This is a genomic window from Synechococcus sp. CCY9201 (assembly GCF_034931105.1).
Taxonomy (GTDB): domain Bacteria; phylum Cyanobacteriota; class Cyanobacteriia; order PCC-6307; family Cyanobiaceae; genus CBW1002.
The window spans coordinates 1-22,218 of record NZ_JAYGIC010000050.1; the positions used below are offsets into that span (position 1 = coordinate 1).

A 22,218-nucleotide genomic window follows, 5' to 3' on the forward strand; every position below is an offset into this window, starting at 1 on the left:
CGCTGGAACTCAGGCAGAGACAGGCCCTTCTGGAACTGGATGCCGTTGCGCGCCATGGCCAGAACAGTATCTGCGTACCACTCTAGTCGGGACAAATGGCCTGCACGGAGCGAGCTGGGTAATCAAGTGGTCTTAAGGGTGGTGTATCGGAAGAGCTGCGCGGCTCAGGGCTCTACAGGCTTAAACCTAGTTACCGGTAGGCAATGGGATTCTTATGCCTTCCTTCGAGAGCATGTCCCGAACATGCTGGAACCGTTCATACTGGGTTAGCGTAATCGGGCCTGAATATCCTTCGCTCTGCATCTTGCGAGGTGGATACTGCACATAGGTTTTCATCAGCTCTTTGACCGCTTCGCCAATGGTGACCAGCATCCAGGTTCGTTCCGTATAGTTATTCATGAAGATGTCGTAGCGTTCCTGGGGGTCTTGCCATAGGTCAAACAACTGCGGCACCACGGCGACATAACTCTCTGCCCCCTTCCATCCGAGGTTGGAGTCTACGGCCAGGCCTCCGGTCGTTCCACCATCGTCACCCCGTAGGTTAAACACGGCCTTGTAATTGTTCACCCGTACTGCGCCTGGTGTCAGTTCGTTTTCGGTGAAGTAGAACCAGGATTTTCGCTCACACTTACCGGTGCCAAGCAGCAACGGAGACATGTCATAGCTGTCAAAAGTGATCGGTTGTCCCTCGCGATCCTTGGTGGGCAGCGCTACCCCTGCAAGGGCTGCAAATGTGGCCATAAGATCGAGGCCGCCCACAATATCGTGGTTCTTGACGCCTGCTGCGATCTTCCCTGGCCACCAGGCAATGGCGGGGACGCGGTTGCCTCCCTCTCGGACAGTACCCTTGGTGCCCCGGAATGGGGTGTAGCCGGCGTCGGGATAGACATCCTGCCAGGCCCCGTTATCCGTGGTCCAGAAGACCAACGTATTCTCTGCCAGGCCAAGTTCGCGCACCTTGTCCATAATCGCCCCAACCCTGGCATCCAGCTCCACGATCGAGTCGGCGTACTTGCTCTTCGAAGGTGATTTGTGGATGAAATCAGGGTGCGGCAGGTTGGGCTGGTGCACCTTCATGAAGTTAACGCTGAGAAAGAAGGGCTGGTCGTCTTTGGCAGCTTCATCAAGAAACTCTATCGCTGCTTTTTCGACATAACCATCGAAGAAGGGAATCCCGACAACGCCTTGCTCAGGTGTATCTACGTACTGACCATTGATCTTGAAATCTTCCTTGGCCTCTTCACCGGCCTTGCCAGAAAGAGACCCTTTGGTCACTTTTTGGAACATGGTGCGTAGTTCTGGTTCCATGTCCGGGAACCAGGTGGGATCAGCATAGGTGTAAGCATTCAGGTGATAGAGGCCGACATACTTCATCTCGTCATAGCCCTGGGCATTGGGCAGTGCGTAGTCTGCCTCACCCAGGTGCCATTTCCCCGTGAAAAATGTGCGGTAGTTGCCCTGTTTCAGCACGGAGGCCAGGGTCCATTCTGCTGCAGGCAAGCCGCCGCCTTGCCCTTGAAAGGCCACGGTGGTCATGCCGCTGCGGTTGGGGATACGACCCGTGACCATGGCTGCCCGACCCGGAGTGCAACTCGGTTGGGCATAAAAGGAGAAGAAGGTCATGCCTTCAGCGGACATCCGATCGAAGTTTGGGGTCGGCATCCCGCGCCCCTCGCCGCCGCCGTAAGGACCTAGATCGCCATAGCCTGTGTCATCTGTCACAAGCAGGATGATATTCGGCTTCTTGTTCGACATTGGTTGTGGCTTTCAGTAATTGAGACTTTACCAACTTCTTGTCGTTTATGGTGAGTTCTTCGTATTTCTTTTGCTTTCGGGACATCCAGCGAAGGATTGAATTGCCTGTCCTCATGTGACTGCTTTTCTGGATCAGGCTATGCCCCTGATATCGCTAGTCTGGGCAGGTTGAATAGGGCTTTCGGTTTTGATGTAGACCTTGTGGGGATGTTCACCCTCCCAGAGGCTTGTGGGGCAAAACAGGGCAGTACCTTTGCACGAGCCGGGCCGGGCTGGTTTAAGTCTTCCAGCCATCGCTGAAGATGCGTCAGTACGCCTCTACTCGCCTTCGCAAGAAGCGTCCAACTACGCCCATGACTGTGCGCCACAGTCTCCTGATCAAGATGTTATCGAAGCAGCGTTTCCTTCCAGACCTGCTGATCCTGATCTTTTCGGCTAGCAGCTTGGCCACGAAGTCCTTGGATGTAACTGGCATCTCTGGCCGGAGTGGAGGATCTCTGGTTTGCGGCCAGTCAACGCCATCTCCATGCTGTCTTTAGGACAAGGCAGTGCCCGCAGCTGGCATACCCAAAGTGCATCAGGTCAACATCGGGGCCGGTGAAGGGTCTCGGAGGGCCGCTCACCGAAGAGCTCGGCGTACTGCCGGGAGAAGTGGCCAGGGTTGAGGAAGCCCCATTCCACGGCGAGGGCGCGGATCGTCATCTGGCTTGGATCGGCCCCCAGCAGTTCCTGGCGAATGCCGTGCAGGCGATGAAGCCGCAGATAGGTCATCGGACCCATCCCCAGGTGCTCCTGGAACCCCTGAATCAGGCTTCGCCGGCTGGTGTGCACCTCTCGGCAGAGGCCCTCCAGGTGAATGGGCTGTCTGGGATGGGCTTCCATCCACCGCTGGGCCGCCTTCACCAGCTCGATCCGCGAAGGGGCCCGGGGCAGGCTGTCGCTGGCATGCCCGCCATGGATCAGGCCTTCGAGAACCAGAGGTATCAGATCGTTGCTCACCAGCTCGTCGAAACCAGCCACCTGCTCAAGGGTGGGATCGGCCTCGAAGCTCGCGAAGAGCTGCCGCAGGTAGCGCCGCAACCGCGCAAACCGGCCTGGATCCAGGCTGAGCCAGTTGCGGGGCAGTACCTGCTCCAGCACCGAGCAGCCGAGCCGGTCGGCCCGATGGAGGAACTCCATTCGATTGATCAGCAGCAGGGCCAAGTCGCACGGGCCAAAGGTGGTCAGATGGATCTCGCCGGCGCCGGAGAGCCCGAACAGGGCCCTGGGCAACAGCGGCTGGCCATGGCTGCGCATTGGGGCTGGCAAGGTCGCATCGCCGTCCAGATCCCTGTGCAGATCAATCGTCACGATTTGGCTGCCACGCGGCTTGGGGCCGGCACAGTGAACCGGCCTGTCGACCCGAATGCGAAGCAGCCGCAGCGGACCCAGCAGCAGGGGCAGCAGAGTTCCCCTCAGCTCACCCCCGGCGAGCTGAGTGACCTTCAGGGACAGGCCGAGTGCGTCCAGCCTGGCCTGCAGGCACTCGACGCTGTCAATGGTCAGCAGGGGAGGCATCTGAACAAGGTCGCATCGTCTGCGGGTTTGTCTCTGACCATTCTGTCCTCAGCTGTGGGCGCCCCATGGGCGTTGATGCCAAGCATCCGTTCAGCGGAGCCAGCAGGTTCAAGAAGGTCCGGGCAGACGGAATCCTGGAAGGCAGCCAGAACGCCAGAACGAACGACAATGCTGGCTCTGATTGACCAAGCATCACCTCATCAAAAGCCCTTCAGCACGATTCGTTGAGCGGATTCACCTGGGGCTAACCCTCAAACGAAAAGATCTGTTTCCAGTCGTTCTGCATGCTGATCACCACCCATCCCTCCTGCTTGGCTTCGTCGTAGAGCTCCTGGGTGAAGGTGCCCACCTTGGTGTCCGGTAGCCCCTGGGCTGGGCCATAGGCATACTCCCTGCTGGCATCATCGTGCAGCACGATCATCGCCAAGTTGGCTTCTCCTCCTGCCTTCGTGTATTCCAGCATCTGCCGGTCGCCCGTGGAATTCCCGAATGCCGCCGTGGGCCGGCGACCGATCATCAGATGGATGCCTTCTGGCTTGCCAGCGTTGTTGTTGTCGAGCAGAAGCCTGGGTTCCTTGGTGAGAAAGGGCTTGCCCGTGCTGGTGTAGCCGTAGCGGGTGCTGCCGGCCGTGCCGATCACCTGTTCAGGGGGGATTCCATAGACCTCCTCCGCATAGACACGCACAAAATCCTGGCCACCACCCGTGGCGATGTAGGTGCGATAGCCCTTTGCGCGCAGCAGCTTGAGCAGCTCCTGCATCGGCTGATAGGTGAGTTCGGTGTAGGGGCGTTTCCAGCGTGGATGTTTCGCCGTGGCGAGCCAACGCTTCACCTCTTGATTGAAGGTGACAAGCGGCATTCCGGTGAGGGTGGCGGCTGCCAGTTTCTCAAGATCCGGCACCGTCAGGCTCTCCAGACTCGTTCTGTCACCGGACAGCCCAGAGAGCACGGTGGCGTAGGGCTTTTCCTGGGCAAGCTCAGGCTTGGATTTCACCAGCTCAGGCACCCGTTCGAGGATGTACATCACCTGCGTGTACATCGGATGTTCCACCCAGAGGGTGCCGTCCTGGTCGAAGGTGGCGATGCGTTCCTCTGCAGGAATGAATTCAGGACTGCGGGTATCGGTGGTCTGGGAGACAAAGGTGAGGATACTGTCTTTGGCAGCCCCAGGATTCCAGGAAGGCAGCGGATCCAGCGGCTTGGCAGAAACTCCTGGCAGGCCGACGACAACGGCAAGCAGTGTGGCGCAGAGCAGTGTGCCCAGCGACTGAATGATGGTTCTGCGCCTCAGTGGCATTGTCGACGAATTGCTCATGAGTCTGAACGCGATTGCAGATCCGAGGCCCTCCTCGGTGTCAGGTGGATTCTGAGCCAGCCGAGGGGCTGAGCTGATCCGCCCGGAAGGTCTTCAGGATGCTGACGCCGGAGAGAATCAGGTTGATGCCCACCAGCAGCCCCAGCAGGCTGAGGGAATCGAAGGGCCAGTTGCTCCAGATCAGGATGCCGAGAATAATGCCGGCAATACCAGTGGCGAGAAGCAACTTGCGATGTTCCTCTCGGCCATCAAAGGCGTTGATCACCTGGATGGCTCCCTGGATGAAGAACAGAATTCCAATCACCAGGGTGAGATCCAGGATCGAGAAGACTGGATGGCGCAGGATCCAGAAGCCAATGATCAAATAGAAGATGCCGAGCAGGATGGCCAGCAAGTGTTGACCAGCCTTTGCCTTGCTGAGCTGTAAGCCATGAAACAGCTGCAGAAAGCCGAACAGCAGCAGCACGAAGCCGATCACATTGAAGGTGAAGATCGTTGCAAAGAGAGGGTAAAGAATGGCTAGGGCCCCCAGCACGATCATCAGGATCCCCATGGACCTTGACGTCTTCAAGCGCTGGGCCCAGGCGTGATCAGAGTCGCTCATGATGGTGCTCATGGTGTGGGTGCTCCAGTTACTCGCTCGGGTGACCGGCCGCCTTCACTTTTGCCAAGATCGCGTCGAGGTTGTAGGTGGCAGGGGATTGAAGCGGTGGGTACGTCTTGTAGGACATCAACTGTTCTTCCCACAACTGCTGGCCGATCGGCAACATGTTCCAGTCGTATTGGTAGGCCGTGACCGGGCCGCCCAGGGCACCGCCAATGCTCATCGCGGTTTCCTGGGCGACGCCAACGGCCTGCTCAAAGGGATCGCGCTTGATGTTCTGAACCAGTGTCCAATGGAAGGGGATCAGGGGCATGATCCAGCCGTCAGCTCCTGGCTCAGACATGGTGTAGTACATCTTCCAGTTCTTGTACCTCACGGCTGATGGAGTGGCCCCGGAGTAATAGAAGAAATAATCTCTTGCCGACTTGTCCGACTTGGCTTCAAGGTAGTCGCGCTGATTGACGCCATCCAGTGTGGTCTTGACGATGCCGGGATAGTTTCCGGCCTCGATCTGCTTCTTAAGGGCGTCTCCCTTGGCTCCACCGCCGATATCCACCAGGGTCGGAACCCAGTCCAGGGCGGCGAAGAGTTGGTCTTTCACGGTGCCCGGCTCGATATGGCCGGGCCAGCGGACCACCATCGGGGCCCGATACCCACCTTCGTAGGCTTCCCCCTTCTGACCCTTGAAGGGAGTAACACCACCGTCGGGGAAGGATATCTTCTCGGCGCCGTTGTCGGTGGTGAAGACGATCAGCGTGTTGTCGAGCTGGCCCATGTCATCGAGCTTCTTGAGCACGTAGCCGATGTTGTCGTCCATTTGCTTCATGCCAGCTTCGTTGACTCCCCAATCCTTTCCGCCCTTTGTCGACACCATATCCATGTATTTGTCCGAGAGCACGGTGGTGACGTGCATGCGGGCCGGGTTGTACCAGACGAAGAACGGCTTGTTGGTTTTCTTGGGATCGTTGCGGTCGAGGAAGTCGATCACCTTGGCCGAGATCTCTTCATCCACGGTCTTGGATCGCTCCAGAGTCAGCGGTCCCTCGTCTTTGCAGGTCTGGTTCTTTTCAGTGCCGTCGGACGACGTGCACCAGATCACCGGGCGGGGCGGGGTGAGGCAGGTGGTGGTCTTGGGATCCACGGCACCGGCTACGGCAGGCAGGCCAGGTACGGGAGTGTTCTGGCAAGGGGGTGCAATGGCCTGTTGCGTCGGCGAGCTGTTGATGTCGGGGAAGCTCACCTGCTGCATGGCATCGAGGTGATATAGGTAGCCCCAATACTCCTCGAAACCATGCGCCGTAGGCAGGGACGCGGTGTGGTCGCCCAGGTGATTTTTTCCGAATTCTCCTGTGGTGTAGCCCTGATCGCGAAGGAACTTGGCCAGTGCGGGCGTTCCTGGCTTGAGGTAAGTGGGGCTGCCGGGCAGCTGGGGCGGGATCATGCCCGTTCGCAGGGGGTACATGCCCGTGAAGAACGCATTGCGGCCCGATGTGCAGCTCTGCATGGCCACGTAATCCATGAAGATCGCACCCTCTTTGCCGATCCTGTCAATGTTGGGGGTTTCACCCACCATCAGGCCGCGGTGGTAGACCCCCGGCTGCATCCAGCCGATGTCATCGCCCATGATGAAGAGGATGTTGGGCTTGTTCGCGAATTTCTCGGTGGGCATTCCCATCGTCCGCGCCACTGGCTGACCGGTGGGCATCGCTGTGGGGTTCGCGGAGGCCTTGTTGAGGTCTGGGCCTTTCGCGCCGCAGGCCACCAGCGAACAACTTAAGAACAACGCCAGCACCAGGCTGGCCAACCGACGGATCGTTGGTGCGAGTGGGGCCATGCGCCGAGCTGGGGACCTGAAGAGGGCCGCGACCCCTGATGGGAGCGCAGGTCAGAACCCACATTTCCATGCAATGGTCGAGGACAAGGCCGAGGAGCTGACTTTTTTGCCCGAATTGAGCAGGCGTGCCCAACTGAGTCGCAATCACTACACCTCAGTAGGGCTGGTGACCAGTCGAAAACCGATGTGGGACGTGCCTGTATCCGGTTCGAGGGCCTCCCGGGCCGCCGGGCGGTAGCGGCTGCAATAGTTCTTCGCACAGAGGAAGGAACCACCCTTGATCACGTGCTTGGCGATACCTGGCTCGCGGGGATCGAAACTCAGTTCCTGCTCTGTCACAGCTGGATTCACATGATCGGCCATGCCCTGGTGGCCGGGTCGGTACCAGTCCTGCGTCCACTCCCAGACGTTGCCGGTCATGTCCTGGAGCCCGTAGCCGTTGGGCGGAAAGCTCCCCACCGGGGCCGTGCCGAAGTAGCCATCCTTCTCCTTGTTGTGGATGGGGAACTCCCCTTGCCAGGTGTTGGCCTTCTTCGCTGAATAGGTTTTCCCCCAGCTGAAGATCTGATCGGTGAGGCCGCCCCTGGCGGCGAATTCCCACTGGGCTTCGGTGGGAAGCTCCTTGCCGGCCCAGGCGGCATAGGCCTCGGCATCCCTGAAGGCGACCTGCACGACGGGATGGTTGGCCAGGCCTTCCAGATCGCTTTCGGGGCCCTGCGGATGCCGCCAGTTCGCCCCGGGAGTCCAGTGCCACCAGCTCAGGTAGGTGACTTCACCTCCAGGAGCTGGGCTTTGGAAGACCAGGGCACCGGGAGCACGTTGATCGTCAGCCAGATCGGGGTACTGATCCTTGGGGATCGGCCGTTCCGCGACGGTGACATAGCCCGTGGCCTTCACGAACGCATCGAACTCGGCATTGGTGACTTCATGGCGGTCGATGCAGAAACCCTCCACCGTCACCGCATCAACTGAGAGCTCATCGGGGTAGTGATCATCCGACCCCATACGGAACGTGCCGCCGGGGATCCATTCCATGCCCGCCTGGCAGGAAGGAGGGGCCTGCACGGCATTCGCCTCAAGCGGCTGAATCAGCAATCCCAGGATGAGAAGGGTCGTGGCCAGCAGACGCCAGGGCATGAAGTCTCCGCTTGGGGGTGTATCCAAGAGCCTGAGAGTATGGAGGAAAGCCTCTGCGCATGGTTCCTTCACCAACCTCTCTCGCTCTTGAAGTGCTGCCCCTTGCCTTGGGGGCAGCCGTGAGCCCACTGCTGTTGGTGGGTCAGGTGCTGACCCTCACTGCTCCAGGGTCCGGCCTGCGTCGGGGATGGTGCTTTGCCCTTGGCTCGGCCTTGGTGGTGGCCGTCTGGGCGGTTCTGGGCCTGGCCACAGGAGCAGCTCTCCCAGCCAGGACCCCCGGCCCAGACCCAGTTTCAGCTTGCCTGCATCTGGTGCTGGCGATCGTGCTGGTGGTGCTCGGCATTGAGATGCTGCAGCGGCCCGAACATCAGAAGGCTGCCATGCCCGCGTACGTTGCCCATCCTCTGCGCGCTTCTTTTCTGCTTGGTATGGGCCTCATGGTCGCCAATCTCACCAGCTTGGTCTTGTTCTTGCCCGCGATTCAGGATTTGGCCCGATCTGGGGTTTCAGCCATGACGCGGGCCTTGATGGCGGCGCTGGTCAGTCTGATCACGCTGCTCCCGTCCCTGGGCCCGCCGTTAGCCCTGGCGCTGGCGGGCTCATCAGGCCGGCGTAGTCTTCTGGCCCTCAGTCGCTGGAGCGAACGCCATCAGCGGCAGATCAATGCTGCTCTCTGCTTCGGGTTCAGCATCTACCTCGCCACCAGCGGTCTTCTTAGGCTCTGAAGATGACCAGCTCAACCCGTGCGGGAGACTCAATGTTGAGAGAGATTCGATGGATGCCTTGCCCGGAAGCTGTCATGACAGATAACACCAATCCACCGATCTGAGGACGGCTCCCTCAACGACCCAGCGATCAAGGATAGATCGTGCCCAGCCACGATCTTATCCGGTGGTTGGACTAGTCCTTTTCGCTATTGACCAGTGGCTTATGGTAGATACGTCGGTCCGAATCTCAGCTTCTCTTCTGATTCTTGGCTAGATCAAGCAGCCTGTCTGACTTGGTCAACGTCGCCTCTTTTGTGGAATCTCCAGTTTATCGTAAGACAAAGCCAAGGGCTAAAGAGCTGCTGCCAAGGCGGCGATCTTGCACCCGTCTGAGGATGACTTATTGTTACGGATCTGACGGCTTGGTTGATGCAGTAGAGCGGTTCAGCACAGCCTGCAATGGCTGACAGAAAAAGCAATAACAATGCATCCATGAAGATGCGGCACGTCGTTGAATTAAACTCGGGAACATAATTCGTCAGTCTCGCGGCAGTGTTGATGCATCCAAGTGCAATTTGCAGCTGCCCTGCCTTCCTGGCTTCCTGCTGTAGCGTGGCGAGCTGGGAGAGCCGATTTGCCAGTATCTGCGGGCGTTCGTAGTCCCAGTCCTGGTGAAGACCATCATGGGCACGGGCGATGTAGTCGTCTGCCTGGCGCGACCCCCCCCCCCCATTTCTCCGCAGCATGCTGAACGATCTCTCGGCGGGTCATGCCGATCGCCATCATCTGTGCCGCTTCACGCTGGCGTTCCAGTGCCTGGACTTTTGTGTATTTCCTGGCCATGCACTCAGCTTTCCGTGCAGGCAGTGCCCCCCGGTTTCAGGAACGATGTCACCCCTCTCATCCCTAAATCCGGGGGCTTGATGGAGCAGAGCAATGCGTCGTTACAGCGAGGCCGACAAGGCTGATGTGAGTGAGGAGGCGGATGAGCCCGCTGCACAGGCAGAGCATGACCCCGGATTGTAGAAGAGCTGGGCATCCACGTGATCACTCTCTACAAATGGAGGAAGGCCTGGCGGTTGCAGAGGGACGTGGTGCCGGCATCCGAGAAGGTCCCTGACGGCTGGGGCGCTGCCGTCAAGTTCACGGTGGTGATGGAGACGGCTGGCCTTAATGCCACACGCCTATGCCCACCGTGCACATCTGATCTGCGAACTTCCGCCGATGGTGGCCGCCGCCATGGGCCATAGCGTCGAGACACACCTGGCGGCCTTGCCATCAGCTCTTCCAGCACTGCCACTTCCGCCTGTTCATTCTTTCCGATCTGCCCTTGCAGGTGTTGAGTTTCTTTCCCGTAGGGCTGCTGTCACCCGAACGCCATGCCGCGCCCGTGTACCCATCATCCGGGTGGTGGCATAATTCCAGCCCGCTGAGATCGCGGTGCCCACGATCGGCACCGCTGTTTTGATGATCGCCTTCTGAGTGATCTGTTTGGCGATGCGTGGACCAAGCACCGTTCTTGCCGCTGCCTGGATTGCCGGGGTATTGCCATGGATCAGGCGCACCAGCTGAGCTCGCGCCACTTTCGGCCCATAGGCCTTGATTCCCATCCCTTCCCTCAGCACTGGCCTCGGCACCCGACAGATCACCGGCAACGGCCGCATACTTTTCGGCCAGTTCACAGAGCTTGCCTGCGATCGCATCGGTGGGCAGGCCGGGGTACTTGCCCCGTAGGTAGGCGGCCCCGCCCTTCTCCATCACCTTACGGTCATAGCTGCTCAGGCAGCTCTGCATGAACTTGGCGAACCAGGTGCCGTCCTTGATGGCCTGGAAGCCGAACGACTGGGCCGTCTCTTTCAGGTCGGAAACTTCAGCCAGGATCCCAGCCTTGATCGCTTCCGGGTCGTATCCGCCATCATCTGCAGCTGGATTTGCGTTGGCCACGGCGGCTGGACAGGATCCACCGTCATTCCACTTCCGTTTCGGTTGACTCGGCTCCATTTTTGATTGATTAAACTTAGCCGTACCTGGACTAAGTTGATTCCATTGCGGACCCTGGCCATGCAGGTGAACCTCCACGACGCCAAGACCCACCTCTCCCGCTACGTGGCGCAGGCCCTTGAAGGGGAGGAGGTGGTGATTGCCAAGGCTGGCCGTCCACTGGTGCGGCTGGTGCCGGTGCACAACCCCTCCGAGGTCCGGCGAGGAGGGTTCCTGCAGGGTGCCGCCGTGGCCCGTGCCGACCTGAAGGCTGACTTCGCCAGCGAGATCGACCATCTGTTCGGCTGATCAGGCCATCGTGACCCGAACCGAGCCCCTGCCCCTGCTCCTGGACACCCAGCTGCTGCTCTGGTGGGCCATTGAACCTAAGCGCCTGCCAGCAGCCGTGGCCGGCCTTCTGGCTGATCCGGCCCAGCAATTGGTCCTCAGCGTGGTGAGCCTCTGGGAAGTGGCGATCAAGTCGTCACTCGGGCGAGCCGATTTCCAGGTGGAAGCTGCTGCCCTGCGCCTGGGTCTGCTTGGCCAGGGATTCCGCGAGCTGCCTGTGCGCGCCGAACACGCCCTGGCCGTCCAGCACCTTCCATGGCTTCACCGCGATCCGTTCGACCGCCTCCTGGTGGTGCAGGCCCAGGTGGAAGGCCTGCGGTTGTTCAGTGCCGATCGCACCCTGGCGGCCTACGGACCACCTGTGGAAACCGTGGGTTGATCCGCAGCCCGCGCCCGATGTCCGCATGAGCCGCCAAGGCCGGCCCGGAACCCTCAGGGGTCCCGCGTCTGTGCCTGTGCTGCTCCTTCAACGCCTCCTTCTCCGCCTCTGGCCGCAGCGGGCCCGATCGGTCTCACTGGCCCTTCCGGTCTCCCCCGGTCACAGCCAGGCCGTGCCAGGCCAGCAGGATCTGCTCAGCGAGCTGCAACTGCTCCAGCTGGGCCACAGCCTCCAGCAGCAGGCCCAGAAATCGGGTCGTTACGACGGTCCCGCCGCCGAGGCCCTGTTAGGCATCGCCGATGCCCTGGAGCTTCACCACGGCTGGGATCCGCTACTGGTCGAGGCCTGCTGAAGCTCTTGCCCGCAGACGTCTGCGCCAGGCCGATTTCCAGCAAGTCGGCCTGGCGGGCCGTGGCCTTGCTCATCGCCACCTGGCAGTGCTCCAGGTGATACAGAACCGGGGAGTTCGGGCTGGGGAACTTGCGCCGCCAGTGCTGACCTGCTCGAAAGAGGCCGCTGTTGCGCCAGCGGGCCAGGGTTCGTTCGCTCACGCCCAGGTGTTCACGGGCCTCGCGGGCCGTTGCTCAGAGGCCGGGATGACAGGAATGCATCGGCTGATGGCAGTTGTGCCCGCAGGGGCTGGGGATGCACCCGAGGACCCAGGAGGCGCCGGCCGAGTGCACGGGAGGCTATCGGACCCGCCCCTGTCAGCCCCTGTCCGGCCATTCCCGCTGGTGCGCAGCCTGCGCACGGGCCTGGATTTTGCGCACATCATGCGCACGACGGTCCAAAACAGGGCATAAAAAGGGCTCCCGGGAAATCCGAGAGCCCTTGGAGTAACTGGAATCGGGGCGACAGGATTCGAACCTGCGACCTAGTGCTCCCAAAGCCGTTGGCGGCAACCGTGAGACTCATGACGGGACAGGCAAACCCATTGCTACAGCACGAGTCTATCGATCTCAGCTTGTGCAGAGTTGGGTGTCATGGGGTGGCGCTGTGTGCAGCCTGCACACACAATGTGTGCAGATCTCCCGCTGAGACTGGCTTTCGATGTGTGCAGCACCTGTCTCATGGGCTAAGAGCTTCCGCCAGCAGGTGGTCGCCAGTTCCGCCAAGGGGTGGAACGTGTTCCCGCATCGCGGCCAGATACGTCTCCAGGTACGGGAGGAGCAGGGCAGCAGCAGCGTGATCCTTCCGTACAGCTGGCAGGCATCAGCAACGGGAGATGCCCTGCTAAGGGTGCGGCTGATTTACCAGCAGGTCTGCGCTGGCCAGACGCTCAAGGGAGCCGCGGAGATCGTGAACGGCGCCAGTAGTCGCACGGAGCACGACTGGGCGAGTGCCATCGAGCGGTTTGAGCAGCACAAGAAGTCGTTCGGCAATGCCGTCTCCGAGGCCACCTGGCGGGCGAAGTACCATCCCACGCTCCGCATCGCCCTCGATTGCCTGGACGCCCGCCAGCCGCCCTGTAATGCAGATGAGCTGCTCGATGCGGTATTGATTCGCTGGGATCCAGGCAGCCGGTCCAGGCAGATCGCGGCCCAGAACCTGGCCCAGTTCCTCAACTACTGCACACAGCGGCTTCACTTCAAAAGCTGCTGGATGCCGCCCCCGAAACTTGCCAGCCACGTGGGGCAGAAGCCAAGGGGCGTGGCCAAGCGCGATGGATATCCCCTGCGGGACGCTCAGATCCTGAGGCTGATCGATGGGCTCCCCACCGATGAAAGTGGAATCCGCTGGCGCTTTGCTGTGCAGCTGATGGCCACCTATGGCCTGCGGCCTGAAGAACTGCGGTATCTGGTGCTCAAGCCGGGCCTGGATGGGCCTCAGCTGTGGTGCACCTATCAGAAGAAAGGCGGCGGTGGGCAGACCAAACCGCGCCAGCTGTTCCCCCTTCCTGTACGAGACCTTGACGGCACATCAGCAGATTGGAACCTCATCGGCCGCCTGCAATTACGGGAAGAGCTTCCATTGCTCGGCGCCCCAGGCCGCGGGGGCGAAGCTGCGAACACCTACCTCAAGCGGAAGGAGATCTGGCAGCAGCTCAGGATCGAGGCTGAAGCCTTCGGAGAGGTACTGGTGCCATACAGCCTCCGGCATCGCTACAGCTACGAGGGCCACCGCCTAGGAATCGCTGCCAAGGACCTGAGCCAGGCTATGGGTCACAGCCTGGAATGCCATCTGCGCGCCTACGCACAGTTCACCAGCAACGAAACGGCGAATGCCTTTGCTATGGCAACGGCGCGACTCGAGGCAGGTTTACCTGTGGCCTGCCACGAGGGACCACCTTCTGAGCCGAACCAAGCCTGAACCACAACAGCCTCTCCGCGTTACATCGAGGCAGTTAAGGCTGATGTGAGGAGACGGATGAGCCCGGCCGCACAGGCAAAGCTTGGCCCAGAATTCAGAAGAGCTGGGCATCCAGGTGATCGCCTTCTGCAACTGGAGGAAAGCTTGGCGCCTGCAGTGAGAGGTGGTGCCCGCATCCGCCGAAAGGGAACCAGAAGGCTGGAGTACTGCCGACAAGTTCACGGTGGCACTGGAGACCGCTGGGCTGACCTTAGTCGGAATCACATTTTAACTCAGAAAGAGCTTTGATTAGCTTTTCTCGGCCGGTAGCACCTGGTACATCCCCAAGCATCTCGATGAACACCATCAGGGGACCGACCTCTTCTAAGAGCTCACTGGGATAGTAGACATCCAGATCCAAGAGAACACGCAGGAGCATTTCTTTGCGATGCATTTCCTTGACCGGATATTTCATTACCAACTGGGGAATCACCATCAGTGGCGGGATGTCCTTGATTGAGCACCATTGCCGAACATATTCCGATAGCAGCTCGCTGAGCTCCTTGCTATCACGCTGACTTAGTGATTGCGCTCCAATACCCTCTAGCACCAGCAAGCCAAGCGAGACCATGAACAAGTTGCCCGCATCGATGGGCAGACCAGTCTTAGGGTTTTCCAAGAAGAATGGCATTTTCAGCAATCCAGGTAGACCTTGAGGCAGAGGGCCTAGGCCATCGGCAAAATGCGTCTCAATCCAATCGCATCCTGCTAGGCGGGCCAGAGCAAGATTCGCCTGAGCAAGTGAATCTAATGTCTCGGGACCAATTTTCTTGACTCGTGCCGTACGCAAGTAACTGATCTGGGATGTGGAGATCCCGCTAGAGCCAGGGACCGCCCAAGCCGTAAGCCTCTGCATTTGCTGGTGTGATAGACCATTTCGCAGAATCAGAGCCTTAGTTGCCTTGGCAAGTGCAAATCTGCCAGACTCGAGCCTTTTGAGCTGTGTATCCATGGAGGAAACTGTCTTTCCATTTAAGTATATCATTTATCCGCAGATTAACCCATGGCACAACTACCGAGAACCCTTCTGGCTGGATGATTCGACAGCCCACGAAAGCTGGCTTTTGCGATAGCTCTGCGGGTCGCGCTACGGCAATCTGCTAATCTAATTCTATTAGCAAGAAATATGCATAGTCTGGCCTGGAGTCTGGCTGGTTCGATGTCATGGCGACACCCTTGAGACCCGACGCCAAGGTGCAGGCCATAGAGGGGATGGGCATCGGCGCAAACTTCCGCTGCGATAGACGCCTCAAGGATTTGCCGACCCAACGGCGGAGGGGCATTTCAGTTCCATTGGCGTGGCTGTACCGCGGGCCGGTCACTGCCCCCAGCAGCGGAGGCCAGCCAAGTCTTGTAATCGGCGGGGATAGGGGCGACTCGCCAGCTGCCAATGCCCGATCCCCACGGTGAAACCGAGCTGATGAAAGGTGGCTGTGTCACCACCGCCATCGGCAGCGGCAGGGATCTGCGATACACCGAGCGCAACTGGGGTCGGCGCTTGATGGTGGAAGGCCCCGACAGCGGCTGGATGCTGGATGGAGCTGCTCGGCGAAGCTGCAGAGTGAAACGCTTGAACCTCAGAGCGTTGGACGACGGCCGACAACACTGCGCCCATCAACCCTGTAGCCGCTCAGCGCGACGGCCGACTCGGACCATCCGTGCTAGTACGGATGTACGCGTTGCCTTTAGGGGTATGGGTCTCCGTCTGCGTCACTCTGCGCTGGAAAGCAGCGGATCCTTGGAACAACCAATCGAGGAGTGGCCCTTCCTCGATCAGGAGGTGCTGCTGCCCGCCCGCAGCCGCAAGGTCTGCATGACCTGCCACTGGTTCAGGCACCACGCCGGCCCCAACTGCATCCCGCTGCTTACCTGCCAGCTGCACCAGGGTCTGATCGCCCAGGGCGAGCACCTCACCAGTCGCTGCCAGGGCTGGACCGATGACATGACCCGCCAGCGGGGCTGGGCACCGGAGGTGGCATGAGCCGCCGGCGACCGGTCGTGGGTGTGATGGGCGCGGGGGATGCGGCCTCCGCAGAAGCCATGCGGCTGGCCGAGCAGCTGGGTGAGCGCCTCAGTGCCAGGGGGTGGGTGCTGCTCACCGGTGGCCGGCCGGCGGGGGTCATGGCTGCGGCCAGCCGCGGCGCAGCTCGGATGGAGGGGCACCTGGTGGTGGGGGTGTTGCCCGAGCAAGGGAACGGTGAGGACAGGCAAAACACGGCGGATCTGGACCTGGCCCTGTTCACCGGCATGGGTAAGGCCCGCAACGTGATCAACGTGCTCAGCGCCGATGTGGTGGTGATCTGCGGTGGCGGCGTCCCCGGCACGGCCTCGGAAGCCGCCCACACTCTCAACGGCGGCAGGCCGCTGATCCTGTTGGCGGTGCCGGCGCTGTGGCGGGAGTTCTTCTGCTCGCTCAGCAAGGGGGTGGAGTGTGCGAGCGACGTGCAGGAGTGCTGCCGGTTGATCAAGGCCCGCATCAAGGATGCATGAGCCGGCCATCACCTCGAGTCCCGCTGACCCCGCAGGAGGGCTGGTTGAGCGACGGGCGCCAGGTGTTGCGCTTTCGCCCGAACCGCTGGGAGCGGGAGCGGGAGCGGGATATCTGGAGATCACCAGTGGCGAGCTGCTTCCAGACCCCGGCCATGAGATTCCATTGCTGAACAAGAGACAGGAGTTGAGCTGGACCAGCCAGCATCAGGAGACCTGAATACAGCCAAGCAGAGTTTCTCATGTCTACTGCTTGGATACAATGGATTCACAAATCAGACCATTGCGCCTGGGCCACCGAAGGCGGCTTGCAGCCGCCTTCGCCGTGCGCATTCAGGCCACTACTTAGCGCCCGCGTTGAACTGGTAGTTGCCTTCGAACTGGTCGAGAACGATGGTGTTGGGTGGGTTGGAGTCGGCGGCGGCCGTCAGAACCATCTCCTTGTCGAGTTGGCGTGATCTGAACTGCCATCCCGTCGGCAAGGTCAGGCGCTTGCCCAGGGTGGGCAGGTTTGCGATGGTGTTGTTGGGGTCGGCTTTCAGAGACAAGCTGAACATGGTGTACACGGCGCCCTCGGGAGTGATCAGCTCATAGACCGTTTCGCCCGCATTGAAGATCATGCGACTGTCACGTTTTGAGACCAACGGCTTGTAGGCCACCGGCGGTCCGGAAACGAACTTGTCGAAGCTTGGGACTTCGAAGGTGCCGTCCAGGTTCAAGGGGATCGTGCCGATCACTCTCTGCTTGCAGCCATCCCAAGACGACGCGGTGATGGTGTTCGCAACCAGACGCCGCGGGCCATTGAAGAAGATCCCATCGCCTCCGAACTCCTTCTTCAAGATCTCCGCATTCAGAGCGCGGAAGCGTGCGTCCATCACGTCGTTGGGTGCGGGAAGGGCGTTGCTGAGAGAGTTGAAGTAGTTGCCGATTCCGTCGCCGTTGGGCTGGCGGAACATGAACAGAATCTCGTAGAAAGCCCTGCCGCGCCAGTTCTCAGCCTTGATCGGGCAGGGATCCGTCAGGTTGATGATCGGTCCGGCTGCCGGTTTGGCTTGGGCTTGTGCCGTGGGGTGCCAACCCACCGAAGCAACCAGCGCGGCAGCGGTGAAGAAGGCAGGCAAGACGTTATGCGTAAACTTCATGATCGAATCCTTTCGATGGGTTGGTTGCGGGTGAATCGAGAGAGCGAATGGCGATGAGCGCTGATCAGAAACCGAGATCGACGAATCCGATCATTGCGCCTGCATCACCGCCGGCGGCTTCCAGCTGCCTTCTCCAGGCGGCAGGATCGACGGCGGCGTGTCCTTCGGCCAGTACAGGCGCATCACCATGTAGAGCGGGCCGTCCGGTGCGGGCAGCCAGTTGGCTTCCTTGCCTTTGCCGGGCGAATCCCTCTGGATGAGCAGCGTGAGCGACCCATCCGCGTTCTTCTGCATCGCGGGCAGCATCGGAGAATTGATCAGGTAGCGGTTGATTGGGTTGTCGATCAGCAACTGCGTCTTGCCGTCGTACATCGTCACCGACCAGAAGGCATTCACCGGCGGCAACTGGTCCTTGGCGAAGGTCAAGGTGTAGCGGTGCTTGCTGCTGTCCAGCGCGGTTCCGGTGCCGTCGGTCTTGGCCAACGGGTACATGGCCTCGGCGGCGTCGTTGCCGTAAATCCCGGCCATCGCGGCGGCGGCGCGCAGCTCGTAGTCGCCCTTGAAGAAGGCGCGGTCGCCGAAGGCTGCACCGACCAGCCAGCCGTTGATGTCCTTGCCGATCCTGTCGCGGCGCCTTTCGATCGCCTCGTAGCCCTGCTGAACGGCCAGGCCCACCGCCGCCTTGTGTTCTGGCGAGAGGTCCTTGAAGAGGAAGATCTTGCCCGGGCCGATGCCGATGCTGGCGAACCTGGCGCGCAGTTCCCTTTCTTCCGGCACCACCGGCGCGAACTGCAGCAGAAAGTCGAGGGTGGTCGCGAAGTCGGTCTTGAACGGGGCCTGGCCAACGAAGGGCGGGAAAGCGATGGCCGGTGCGGCGGGCGGCGTGGGCTGCTTCAGGAAGGCCGAAAGCGGCTCGGCGCGGATGCCGGCCTGCACCTTCTTCACGTTGTCGATGTCGGCGGCGTTGAAGAGCTGGGTGCGGAAGATGATCAGGCTGAATGGCGTCTCTGAGCGGAACACCTTGGCGATGCCTTCAGGCTTGTCGCCCGTCCAGTTGGGGCCAGCGACCAGATAGCAGCCGGCACCGTTGCCAGTGGTGCGGCTGCCGACGTAGCCGTAGTTGAACGAGTACAGGTCGGCCAGTTGCACCGAGAAGTAGCGCCCCCTCTCGACCTCGGGCACGCAGAACACCAGCGGCTCAGCGCGCAGGTCGGCCTGGATCATCGAATAGGGCGTGTCGGCGTTGGGCGTTGGGATGGCCGTGTCTTTGGGGGTGAAGGTCTTGGCGTCGTTCCAGACCTGGTTGAAGCCGGCCTTGAACTGCGGCGACGCCTTGTCGACGTTGAACTCGTACATCGCCTTATAGGCGGCGATCATCGGGAAACCATAGATGTAGGCCTGCTCGGCAATACGCTTCGTTTCCTCGATGCCGGGCGCAGGGACACCGGCCGTTCCGTTCTGCTTGCCCGCCTGACTTACGGCGTCGTTGCTCTTCCCATAGGCGGCGAGCACCGGTACCGATACGAGCAGTATGCCGATCAGTCCCGCCCGGAAAGCGACGTTCGCCGAGCGAATGGTCGCATATCTCATTGCCAGTGGCCCCATCCAATAAGAAAAACGGCTCAACAGATCATAAGCCTAGACAGTAAGATTTCCATGGTTTGACGAAAAGGCGGCGCAGCGATGCGGATAAGAAATCATGGTTGTCAAGCCAACGACTCCTTGACCTGCCTACGCGCTTCCTGGCTGCGGGCTGAGACGGGACTCATTCGTTAACCATCGAGGCCTTCACTTCGATCGAAGCATCCCCACACTGGACGAGGCGGCCAGTGGGATTGGCCACCAGGGTTCCGAGCACGAGTTGAGGATCCGACGGGCGGATCTGGCCTGGCTGAATATTTCGGCAGATGATCGTGGTGATTTCAGGGTTCTGGTTGGGGGTGAGGAAGGCCACTCCCACATAGGCATTGAGCAGGCCCCCATTCGGCCCCTGGGCGGGAATCACATAGCTGTAGGCGGCTTCCGTGGTGGTGCGCACGGCGTAGTCGAAAGTGTCGGGCAGGGTGATGCCAAAATCCTGCTGAATATTGGACACCGTGGCACGGAAAGAGCCATTCTTCTGGTAGTAGGTGCGCTGACCTTCCATCATTTCTGCCACGGCGTTCAGCGCGGCTTTCTGATCTGGATTTGCCGGAAGCTGAGCGTTTGCAGGCAGGTCTACCAACTTGCCCACCCCCAGCAGCAGGGCGGAGATCGCCATTGACCTCAGCATGGTCTGACGGAAGGCAGGAAGCATGAATGGCCTCTGTAGATGGGTCCAAAGACATCGTAATTACCAGCAGGAAGGCCAGCTGATTCGCATGGCAGTGGATGGACCTGTACTCGAGTGCGCGCTCTCCAGCAGACCTTCGTCAACGCCACCGCTCCTCCCCAAAGAGGGATAGCTGATCCATGGCCGCCAGGTGCTGCGCTTTCACCCGACCCGCTGGGTGAGCTTGGTTCAACTGCTGGAGATCACCACCGGCGAGCTGTTCCCCGATCACGAGATCCCGCTGCTGAAGTCACGCCGAGAGCTGGGCCGGGCTGAGGCCCTCGAGCTCTGAGCTGAGAAGTGCAAGGCGGGCTGGGCACCCTGCATCCCCCACCACGCTGAGCTCTGAACCGATGCCCACCCCCTTGCCGATCAGCAGCGGTTTGCCGTACGGATGCAGGGGGAGAGGACCAATGGCGCGGAAGCCCAAGGGGATCAGGTCGCCATGCCCGATGGCAGCTCATGGAGTGCCTGCACCGCTTCGGGTTGCAGCATGACCAAGATCGAACCCTCTGGATTGTCGGTCGGCACCTCCAGCTGCAGCGACAGCACGTCGCTGGGCCTGGGGTCCAGGGCGTGGACGTCGAACTGGGCCGAGGACCGGGGGATCAGGTCCTCCCCCTGACGCACCAGTTCCTCACTGCGGTTCGGCAGAGTCCAGGCACCGCCGAGGCCATCGCTCAGGAGCAGCGGCCTCTGGTGGTCCACCACTTGCCCGGGTGAGCGGGCTGTCAGGCGCAGGCGCCAGCCGGCTGGATAGGCGGGATCGGGCTGCTCGAACAGCGTCAGGCCCCAGAGATGGCCCGATGAGTCCGTGAGGGACCAACGCTGTGGATCGACAGCTGCCTGGGCCTGGAGCGGCAGCACCATCAGGGTCAGGGCAAGCAGAACAGCGGCGAACACTGGCCGCCAGTTGGGTCGAAGCAGCCGGTGCGGAGCTGGGCGAAAACCCGCTCCAGCCCTTTGAGAGGAAGTACTCATAACGCCTCTCGCGTCATAGTGGACTTCAACGCTACTGTGATACTGGGAAGAGTCGGCGCTCGGCTGGTCGTCCACCACGACGGGCCGCCCTCGCCTTCGCAGCTTTCCCCAGTCCCGTCTTCATTCCTTGCCATGACGACAACCAACCTCAAGCGTTCCTGGGGCAACCCATGGAACAGCTTCAAGGACTGGGTGACCAGCACTGAGAACCGCCTCTACGTGGGCTGGTTCGGGGTGCTGATGATCCCCTGCCTGCTGGTGGCCACCACGTGCTTCGTGATTGCCTTCATCGGTGCGCCGCCGGTCGACATCGACGGCATCCGCGAACCCGTCTCCGGTGCCCTGCTCTACGGCAATAACATCATCACCGCCGCCGTGGTGCCCTCCAGCAACGCCATCGGCCTGCACTTCTACCCCATCTGGGAAGCAGCCAGCCTCGACGAGTGGCTCTACAACGGCGGCCCCTACCAACTGATCATCTTCCACTTCCTCATCGGCATCTTCTGTTGGATGGGTCGGGAGTGGGAGCTCAGCTACCGCCTCGGCATGCGCCCCTGGATCGCGGTGGCCTACTCGGCTCCGGTGGCCGCCGCCACGGCGGTGCTGCTGGTGTACGCCATCGGCCAGGGCTCCTTCTCCGATGCCATGCCGCTCGGCATCTCCGGCACCTTCAACTTCATGCTGGTGCTGCAGGCCGAGCACAACGTGCTCATGCATCCCTTCCACATGCTCGGTGTCGCGGGTGTGTTCGGCGGGGCCCTGTTCTCCGCCATGCACGGCTCGCTCGTCACCAGCTCCCTGGTGCGCGAGACCACCGAAACCGAGAGCCAGAACCGCGGCTACAAGTTCGGCCAGGAGGAGGAGACCTACAACATCGTGGCCGCCCACGGCTACTTCGGCCGGCTGATCTTCCAGTACGCCTCCTTCAACAACAGCCGCAGCCTCCACTTCTTCCTGGCCGCCTGGCCAGTGGTGGGGATCTGGTTCGCGGCCCTGGCCGTAGCCAGCTTCTCGTTCAACCTCAACGGCCTGAATTTCAACCACTCGGTGATGGATCACCAGGGCCGCGTGGTCGACACCTGGGCCGACATCCTCAACCGCGGCGGCCTGGGCATCGAGGCGATGCACGAGCGCAACGTACACAACTTCCCGCTTGATCTGGCCACCAGCGCCAGCACCCCTGTGGCGCTCAGTGCGCCTGCGATCGGTTAGTGGGACTTTGACCCCCGCCCAGTCGATCCCCATTCGCTCAACGGACTGAGCAGACAACCTGGGGCCTGGAGTGATCCGGGCCCCTTTCAATCTCCAGGATGCCTACCGATTTCCCGATGG

Annotated in this window: 21 protein-coding genes; 9 read left to right on the top strand and 12 right to left on the bottom strand. The window is 60.8% G+C overall.

Annotation, left to right across the window (positions count from 1 at the left end; translation table 11 throughout):
* Window positions 1–186 precede the first annotated feature (186 nt).
* The 6 genes from VB716_RS05085 to VB716_RS05110 form a co-directional block, all read right to left on the bottom strand.
* Complete coding sequence (locus tag VB716_RS05085; protein WP_323269912.1) at window positions 187–1,755, bottom strand: arylsulfatase; 1,569 nt, start codon at window positions 1,753–1,755, stop codon at window positions 187–189.
* 582 nt (window positions 1,756–2,337) lie between these two features.
* A complete protein-coding gene (locus VB716_RS05090) occupies window positions 2,338–3,312 on the bottom strand; it encodes a helix-turn-helix domain-containing protein (RefSeq protein WP_323269914.1) in 975 nt (324 codons plus the stop codon).
* Between the two features lie 244 nt (window positions 3,313–3,556).
* Entirely contained in the window at window positions 3,557–4,609 is a 1,053-nt protein-coding gene (locus VB716_RS05095) for an HAD family hydrolase (protein WP_323269916.1), read from the bottom strand.
* A 58-nt stretch (window positions 4,610–4,667) separates the two neighbouring features.
* Complete coding sequence (locus VB716_RS05100) at window positions 4,668–5,243, bottom strand: HdeD family acid-resistance protein (protein WP_323269918.1); 576 nt, start codon at window positions 5,241–5,243, stop codon at window positions 4,668–4,670.
* Window positions 5,244–5,259: 16 nt separating this feature from the next.
* The gene (locus VB716_RS05105; RefSeq protein WP_323269920.1) at window positions 5,260–7,035 is read right to left on the bottom strand and encodes an arylsulfatase; all 1,776 of its coding nucleotides are present in this window, start codon (window positions 7,033–7,035) and stop codon (window positions 5,260–5,262) included.
* 177 nt (window positions 7,036–7,212) lie between these two features.
* Window positions 7,213–8,202, bottom strand: coding sequence for a formylglycine-generating enzyme family protein (locus VB716_RS05110; protein ID WP_323269922.1), 990 nt, complete (start codon window positions 8,200–8,202; stop codon window positions 7,213–7,215).
* A 59-nt stretch (window positions 8,203–8,261) separates the two neighbouring features.
* On the opposite strand from VB716_RS05110, the gene VB716_RS05115 reads away from it, so the two are divergent.
* The gene (locus tag VB716_RS05115; RefSeq protein ID WP_323269923.1) at window positions 8,262–8,927 is read left to right on the top strand and encodes a GAP family protein; all 666 of its coding nucleotides are present in this window, start codon (window positions 8,262–8,264) and stop codon (window positions 8,925–8,927) included.
* A gap of 1,260 nt (window positions 8,928–10,187) precedes the next feature.
* On the opposite strand, the gene VB716_RS05120 is transcribed toward VB716_RS05115, so the two are convergent.
* Window positions 10,188–10,853, bottom strand: a complete 666-nt coding sequence (locus tag VB716_RS05120) for a hypothetical protein (protein ID WP_323269925.1) — start codon at window positions 10,851–10,853, stop codon at window positions 10,188–10,190.
* A 93-nt stretch (window positions 10,854–10,946) separates the two neighbouring features.
* On the opposite strand from VB716_RS05120, the gene VB716_RS05125 reads away from it, so the two are divergent.
* The 4 genes from VB716_RS05125 to VB716_RS05140 all read left to right on the top strand — a co-directional run bounded on the left by VB716_RS05125 (window position 10,947) and on the right by VB716_RS05140 (window position 13,926).
* Window positions 10,947–11,198 carry a type II toxin-antitoxin system Phd/YefM family antitoxin gene (locus VB716_RS05125; protein ID WP_231598032.1) on the top strand — a complete coding sequence of 84 codons (252 nt, stop codon included), beginning with the start codon at window positions 10,947–10,949 and terminating at the stop codon, window positions 11,196–11,198.
* A 10-nt stretch (window positions 11,199–11,208) separates the two neighbouring features.
* The gene (locus tag VB716_RS05130) at window positions 11,209–11,616 is read left to right on the top strand and encodes a type II toxin-antitoxin system VapC family toxin (RefSeq protein ID WP_322757617.1); all 408 of its coding nucleotides are present in this window, start codon (window positions 11,209–11,211) and stop codon (window positions 11,614–11,616) included.
* Window positions 11,617–11,788: 172 nt separating this feature from the next.
* Entirely contained in the window at window positions 11,789–11,968 is a 180-nt protein-coding gene (locus VB716_RS05135; protein WP_323269927.1) for a hypothetical protein, read from the top strand.
* Window positions 11,969–12,711: 743 nt separating this feature from the next.
* Window positions 12,712–13,926: a hypothetical protein gene (locus tag VB716_RS05140; protein WP_323269929.1), complete on the top strand. Its 1,215-nt coding sequence runs from the start codon at window positions 12,712–12,714 to the stop codon at window positions 13,924–13,926.
* A gap of 250 nt (window positions 13,927–14,176) precedes the next feature.
* On the opposite strand, the gene VB716_RS05145 is transcribed toward VB716_RS05140, so the two are convergent.
* Window positions 14,177–14,755: a hypothetical protein gene (locus VB716_RS05145; protein WP_322758117.1), complete on the bottom strand. Its 579-nt coding sequence runs from the start codon at window positions 14,753–14,755 to the stop codon at window positions 14,177–14,179.
* A gap of 948 nt (window positions 14,756–15,703) precedes the next feature.
* Between VB716_RS05145 and VB716_RS05150 the strand changes: the two genes are divergently transcribed.
* Window positions 15,704–15,946, top strand: a complete 243-nt coding sequence (locus VB716_RS05150; protein WP_322758116.1) for a galactose oxidase — start codon at window positions 15,704–15,706, stop codon at window positions 15,944–15,946.
* Window positions 15,943–16,455 carry a hypothetical protein gene (locus tag VB716_RS05155; RefSeq protein WP_322758115.1) on the top strand — a complete coding sequence of 171 codons (513 nt, stop codon included), beginning with the start codon at window positions 15,943–15,945 and terminating at the stop codon, window positions 16,453–16,455. The genes VB716_RS05150 and VB716_RS05155 overlap by 4 nt, the downstream gene beginning before the upstream one ends.
* A 338-nt stretch (window positions 16,456–16,793) precedes the next feature.
* Here VB716_RS05155 and VB716_RS05160 read toward each other — a convergent pair whose 3' ends face one another.
* The 3 genes from VB716_RS05160 to VB716_RS05170 form a co-directional block, all read right to left on the bottom strand.
* The gene (locus VB716_RS05160) at window positions 16,794–17,573 is read right to left on the bottom strand and encodes a hypothetical protein (RefSeq protein ID WP_322758114.1); all 780 of its coding nucleotides are present in this window, start codon (window positions 17,571–17,573) and stop codon (window positions 16,794–16,796) included.
* A gap of 111 nt (window positions 17,574–17,684) precedes the next feature.
* Complete coding sequence (locus tag VB716_RS05165) at window positions 17,685–19,220, bottom strand: DUF1254 domain-containing protein (RefSeq protein WP_322758113.1); 1,536 nt, start codon at window positions 19,218–19,220, stop codon at window positions 17,685–17,687.
* 139 nt (window positions 19,221–19,359) lie between these two features.
* Complete coding sequence (locus tag VB716_RS05170) at window positions 19,360–19,854, bottom strand: type IV pilin-like G/H family protein (RefSeq protein ID WP_322758112.1); 495 nt, start codon at window positions 19,852–19,854, stop codon at window positions 19,360–19,362.
* A 202-nt stretch (window positions 19,855–20,056) separates the two neighbouring features.
* Between VB716_RS05170 and VB716_RS05175 the strand changes: the two genes are divergently transcribed.
* The gene (locus tag VB716_RS05175) at window positions 20,057–20,197 is read left to right on the top strand and encodes a DUF1651 domain-containing protein (RefSeq protein ID WP_322758111.1); all 141 of its coding nucleotides are present in this window, start codon (window positions 20,057–20,059) and stop codon (window positions 20,195–20,197) included.
* Between the two features lie 143 nt (window positions 20,198–20,340).
* On the opposite strand, the gene VB716_RS05180 is transcribed toward VB716_RS05175, so the two are convergent.
* A complete protein-coding gene (locus VB716_RS05180; RefSeq protein WP_323269931.1) occupies window positions 20,341–20,775 on the bottom strand; it encodes a DUF3122 domain-containing protein in 435 nt (144 codons plus the stop codon).
* A 243-nt stretch (window positions 20,776–21,018) separates the two neighbouring features.
* Here VB716_RS05180 and psbA point away from each other — a divergent pair, with 243 nt between their 5' ends.
* Window positions 21,019–22,098: a photosystem II q(b) protein gene (gene psbA / locus VB716_RS05185; protein ID WP_322758109.1), complete on the top strand. Its 1,080-nt coding sequence runs from the start codon at window positions 21,019–21,021 to the stop codon at window positions 22,096–22,098.
* The last annotated feature ends 120 nt before the right edge of the window (window positions 22,099–22,218 follow it).

Coding starts and splice junctions, on each gene's coding strand:
- VB716_RS05085 (WP_323269912.1), bottom strand. CDS start 1,755: ATGTCGAACAAGAAGCCGAATATCATCCTGCTTGTGACAGATGACACA.
- VB716_RS05090 (WP_323269914.1), bottom strand. CDS start 3,312: ATGCCTCCCCTGCTGACCATTGACAGCGTCGAGTGCCTGCAGGCCAGG.
- VB716_RS05095 (WP_323269916.1), bottom strand. CDS start 4,609: ATGCCACTGAGGCGCAGAACCATCATTCAGTCGCTGGGCACACTGCTC.
- VB716_RS05100 (WP_323269918.1), bottom strand. CDS start 5,243: ATGAGCACCATCATGAGCGACTCTGATCACGCCTGGGCCCAGCGCTTG.
- VB716_RS05110 (WP_323269922.1), bottom strand. CDS start 8,202: ATGCCCTGGCGTCTGCTGGCCACGACCCTTCTCATCCTGGGATTGCTG.
- VB716_RS05115 (WP_323269923.1), top strand. CDS start 8,262: ATGGTTCCTTCACCAACCTCTCTCGCTCTTGAAGTGCTGCCCCTTGCC.
- VB716_RS05155 (WP_322758115.1), top strand. CDS start 15,943: ATGAGCCGCCGGCGACCGGTCGTGGGTGTGATGGGCGCGGGGGATGCG.
- VB716_RS05170 (WP_322758112.1), bottom strand. CDS start 19,854: ATGGCGATCTCCGCCCTGCTGCTGGGGGTGGGCAAGTTGGTAGACCTG.
- VB716_RS05180 (WP_323269931.1), bottom strand. CDS start 20,775: ATGGTGCTGCCGCTCCAGGCCCAGGCAGCTGTCGATCCACAGCGTTGG.
- psbA (WP_322758109.1), top strand. CDS start 21,019: ATGACGACAACCAACCTCAAGCGTTCCTGGGGCAACCCATGGAACAGC.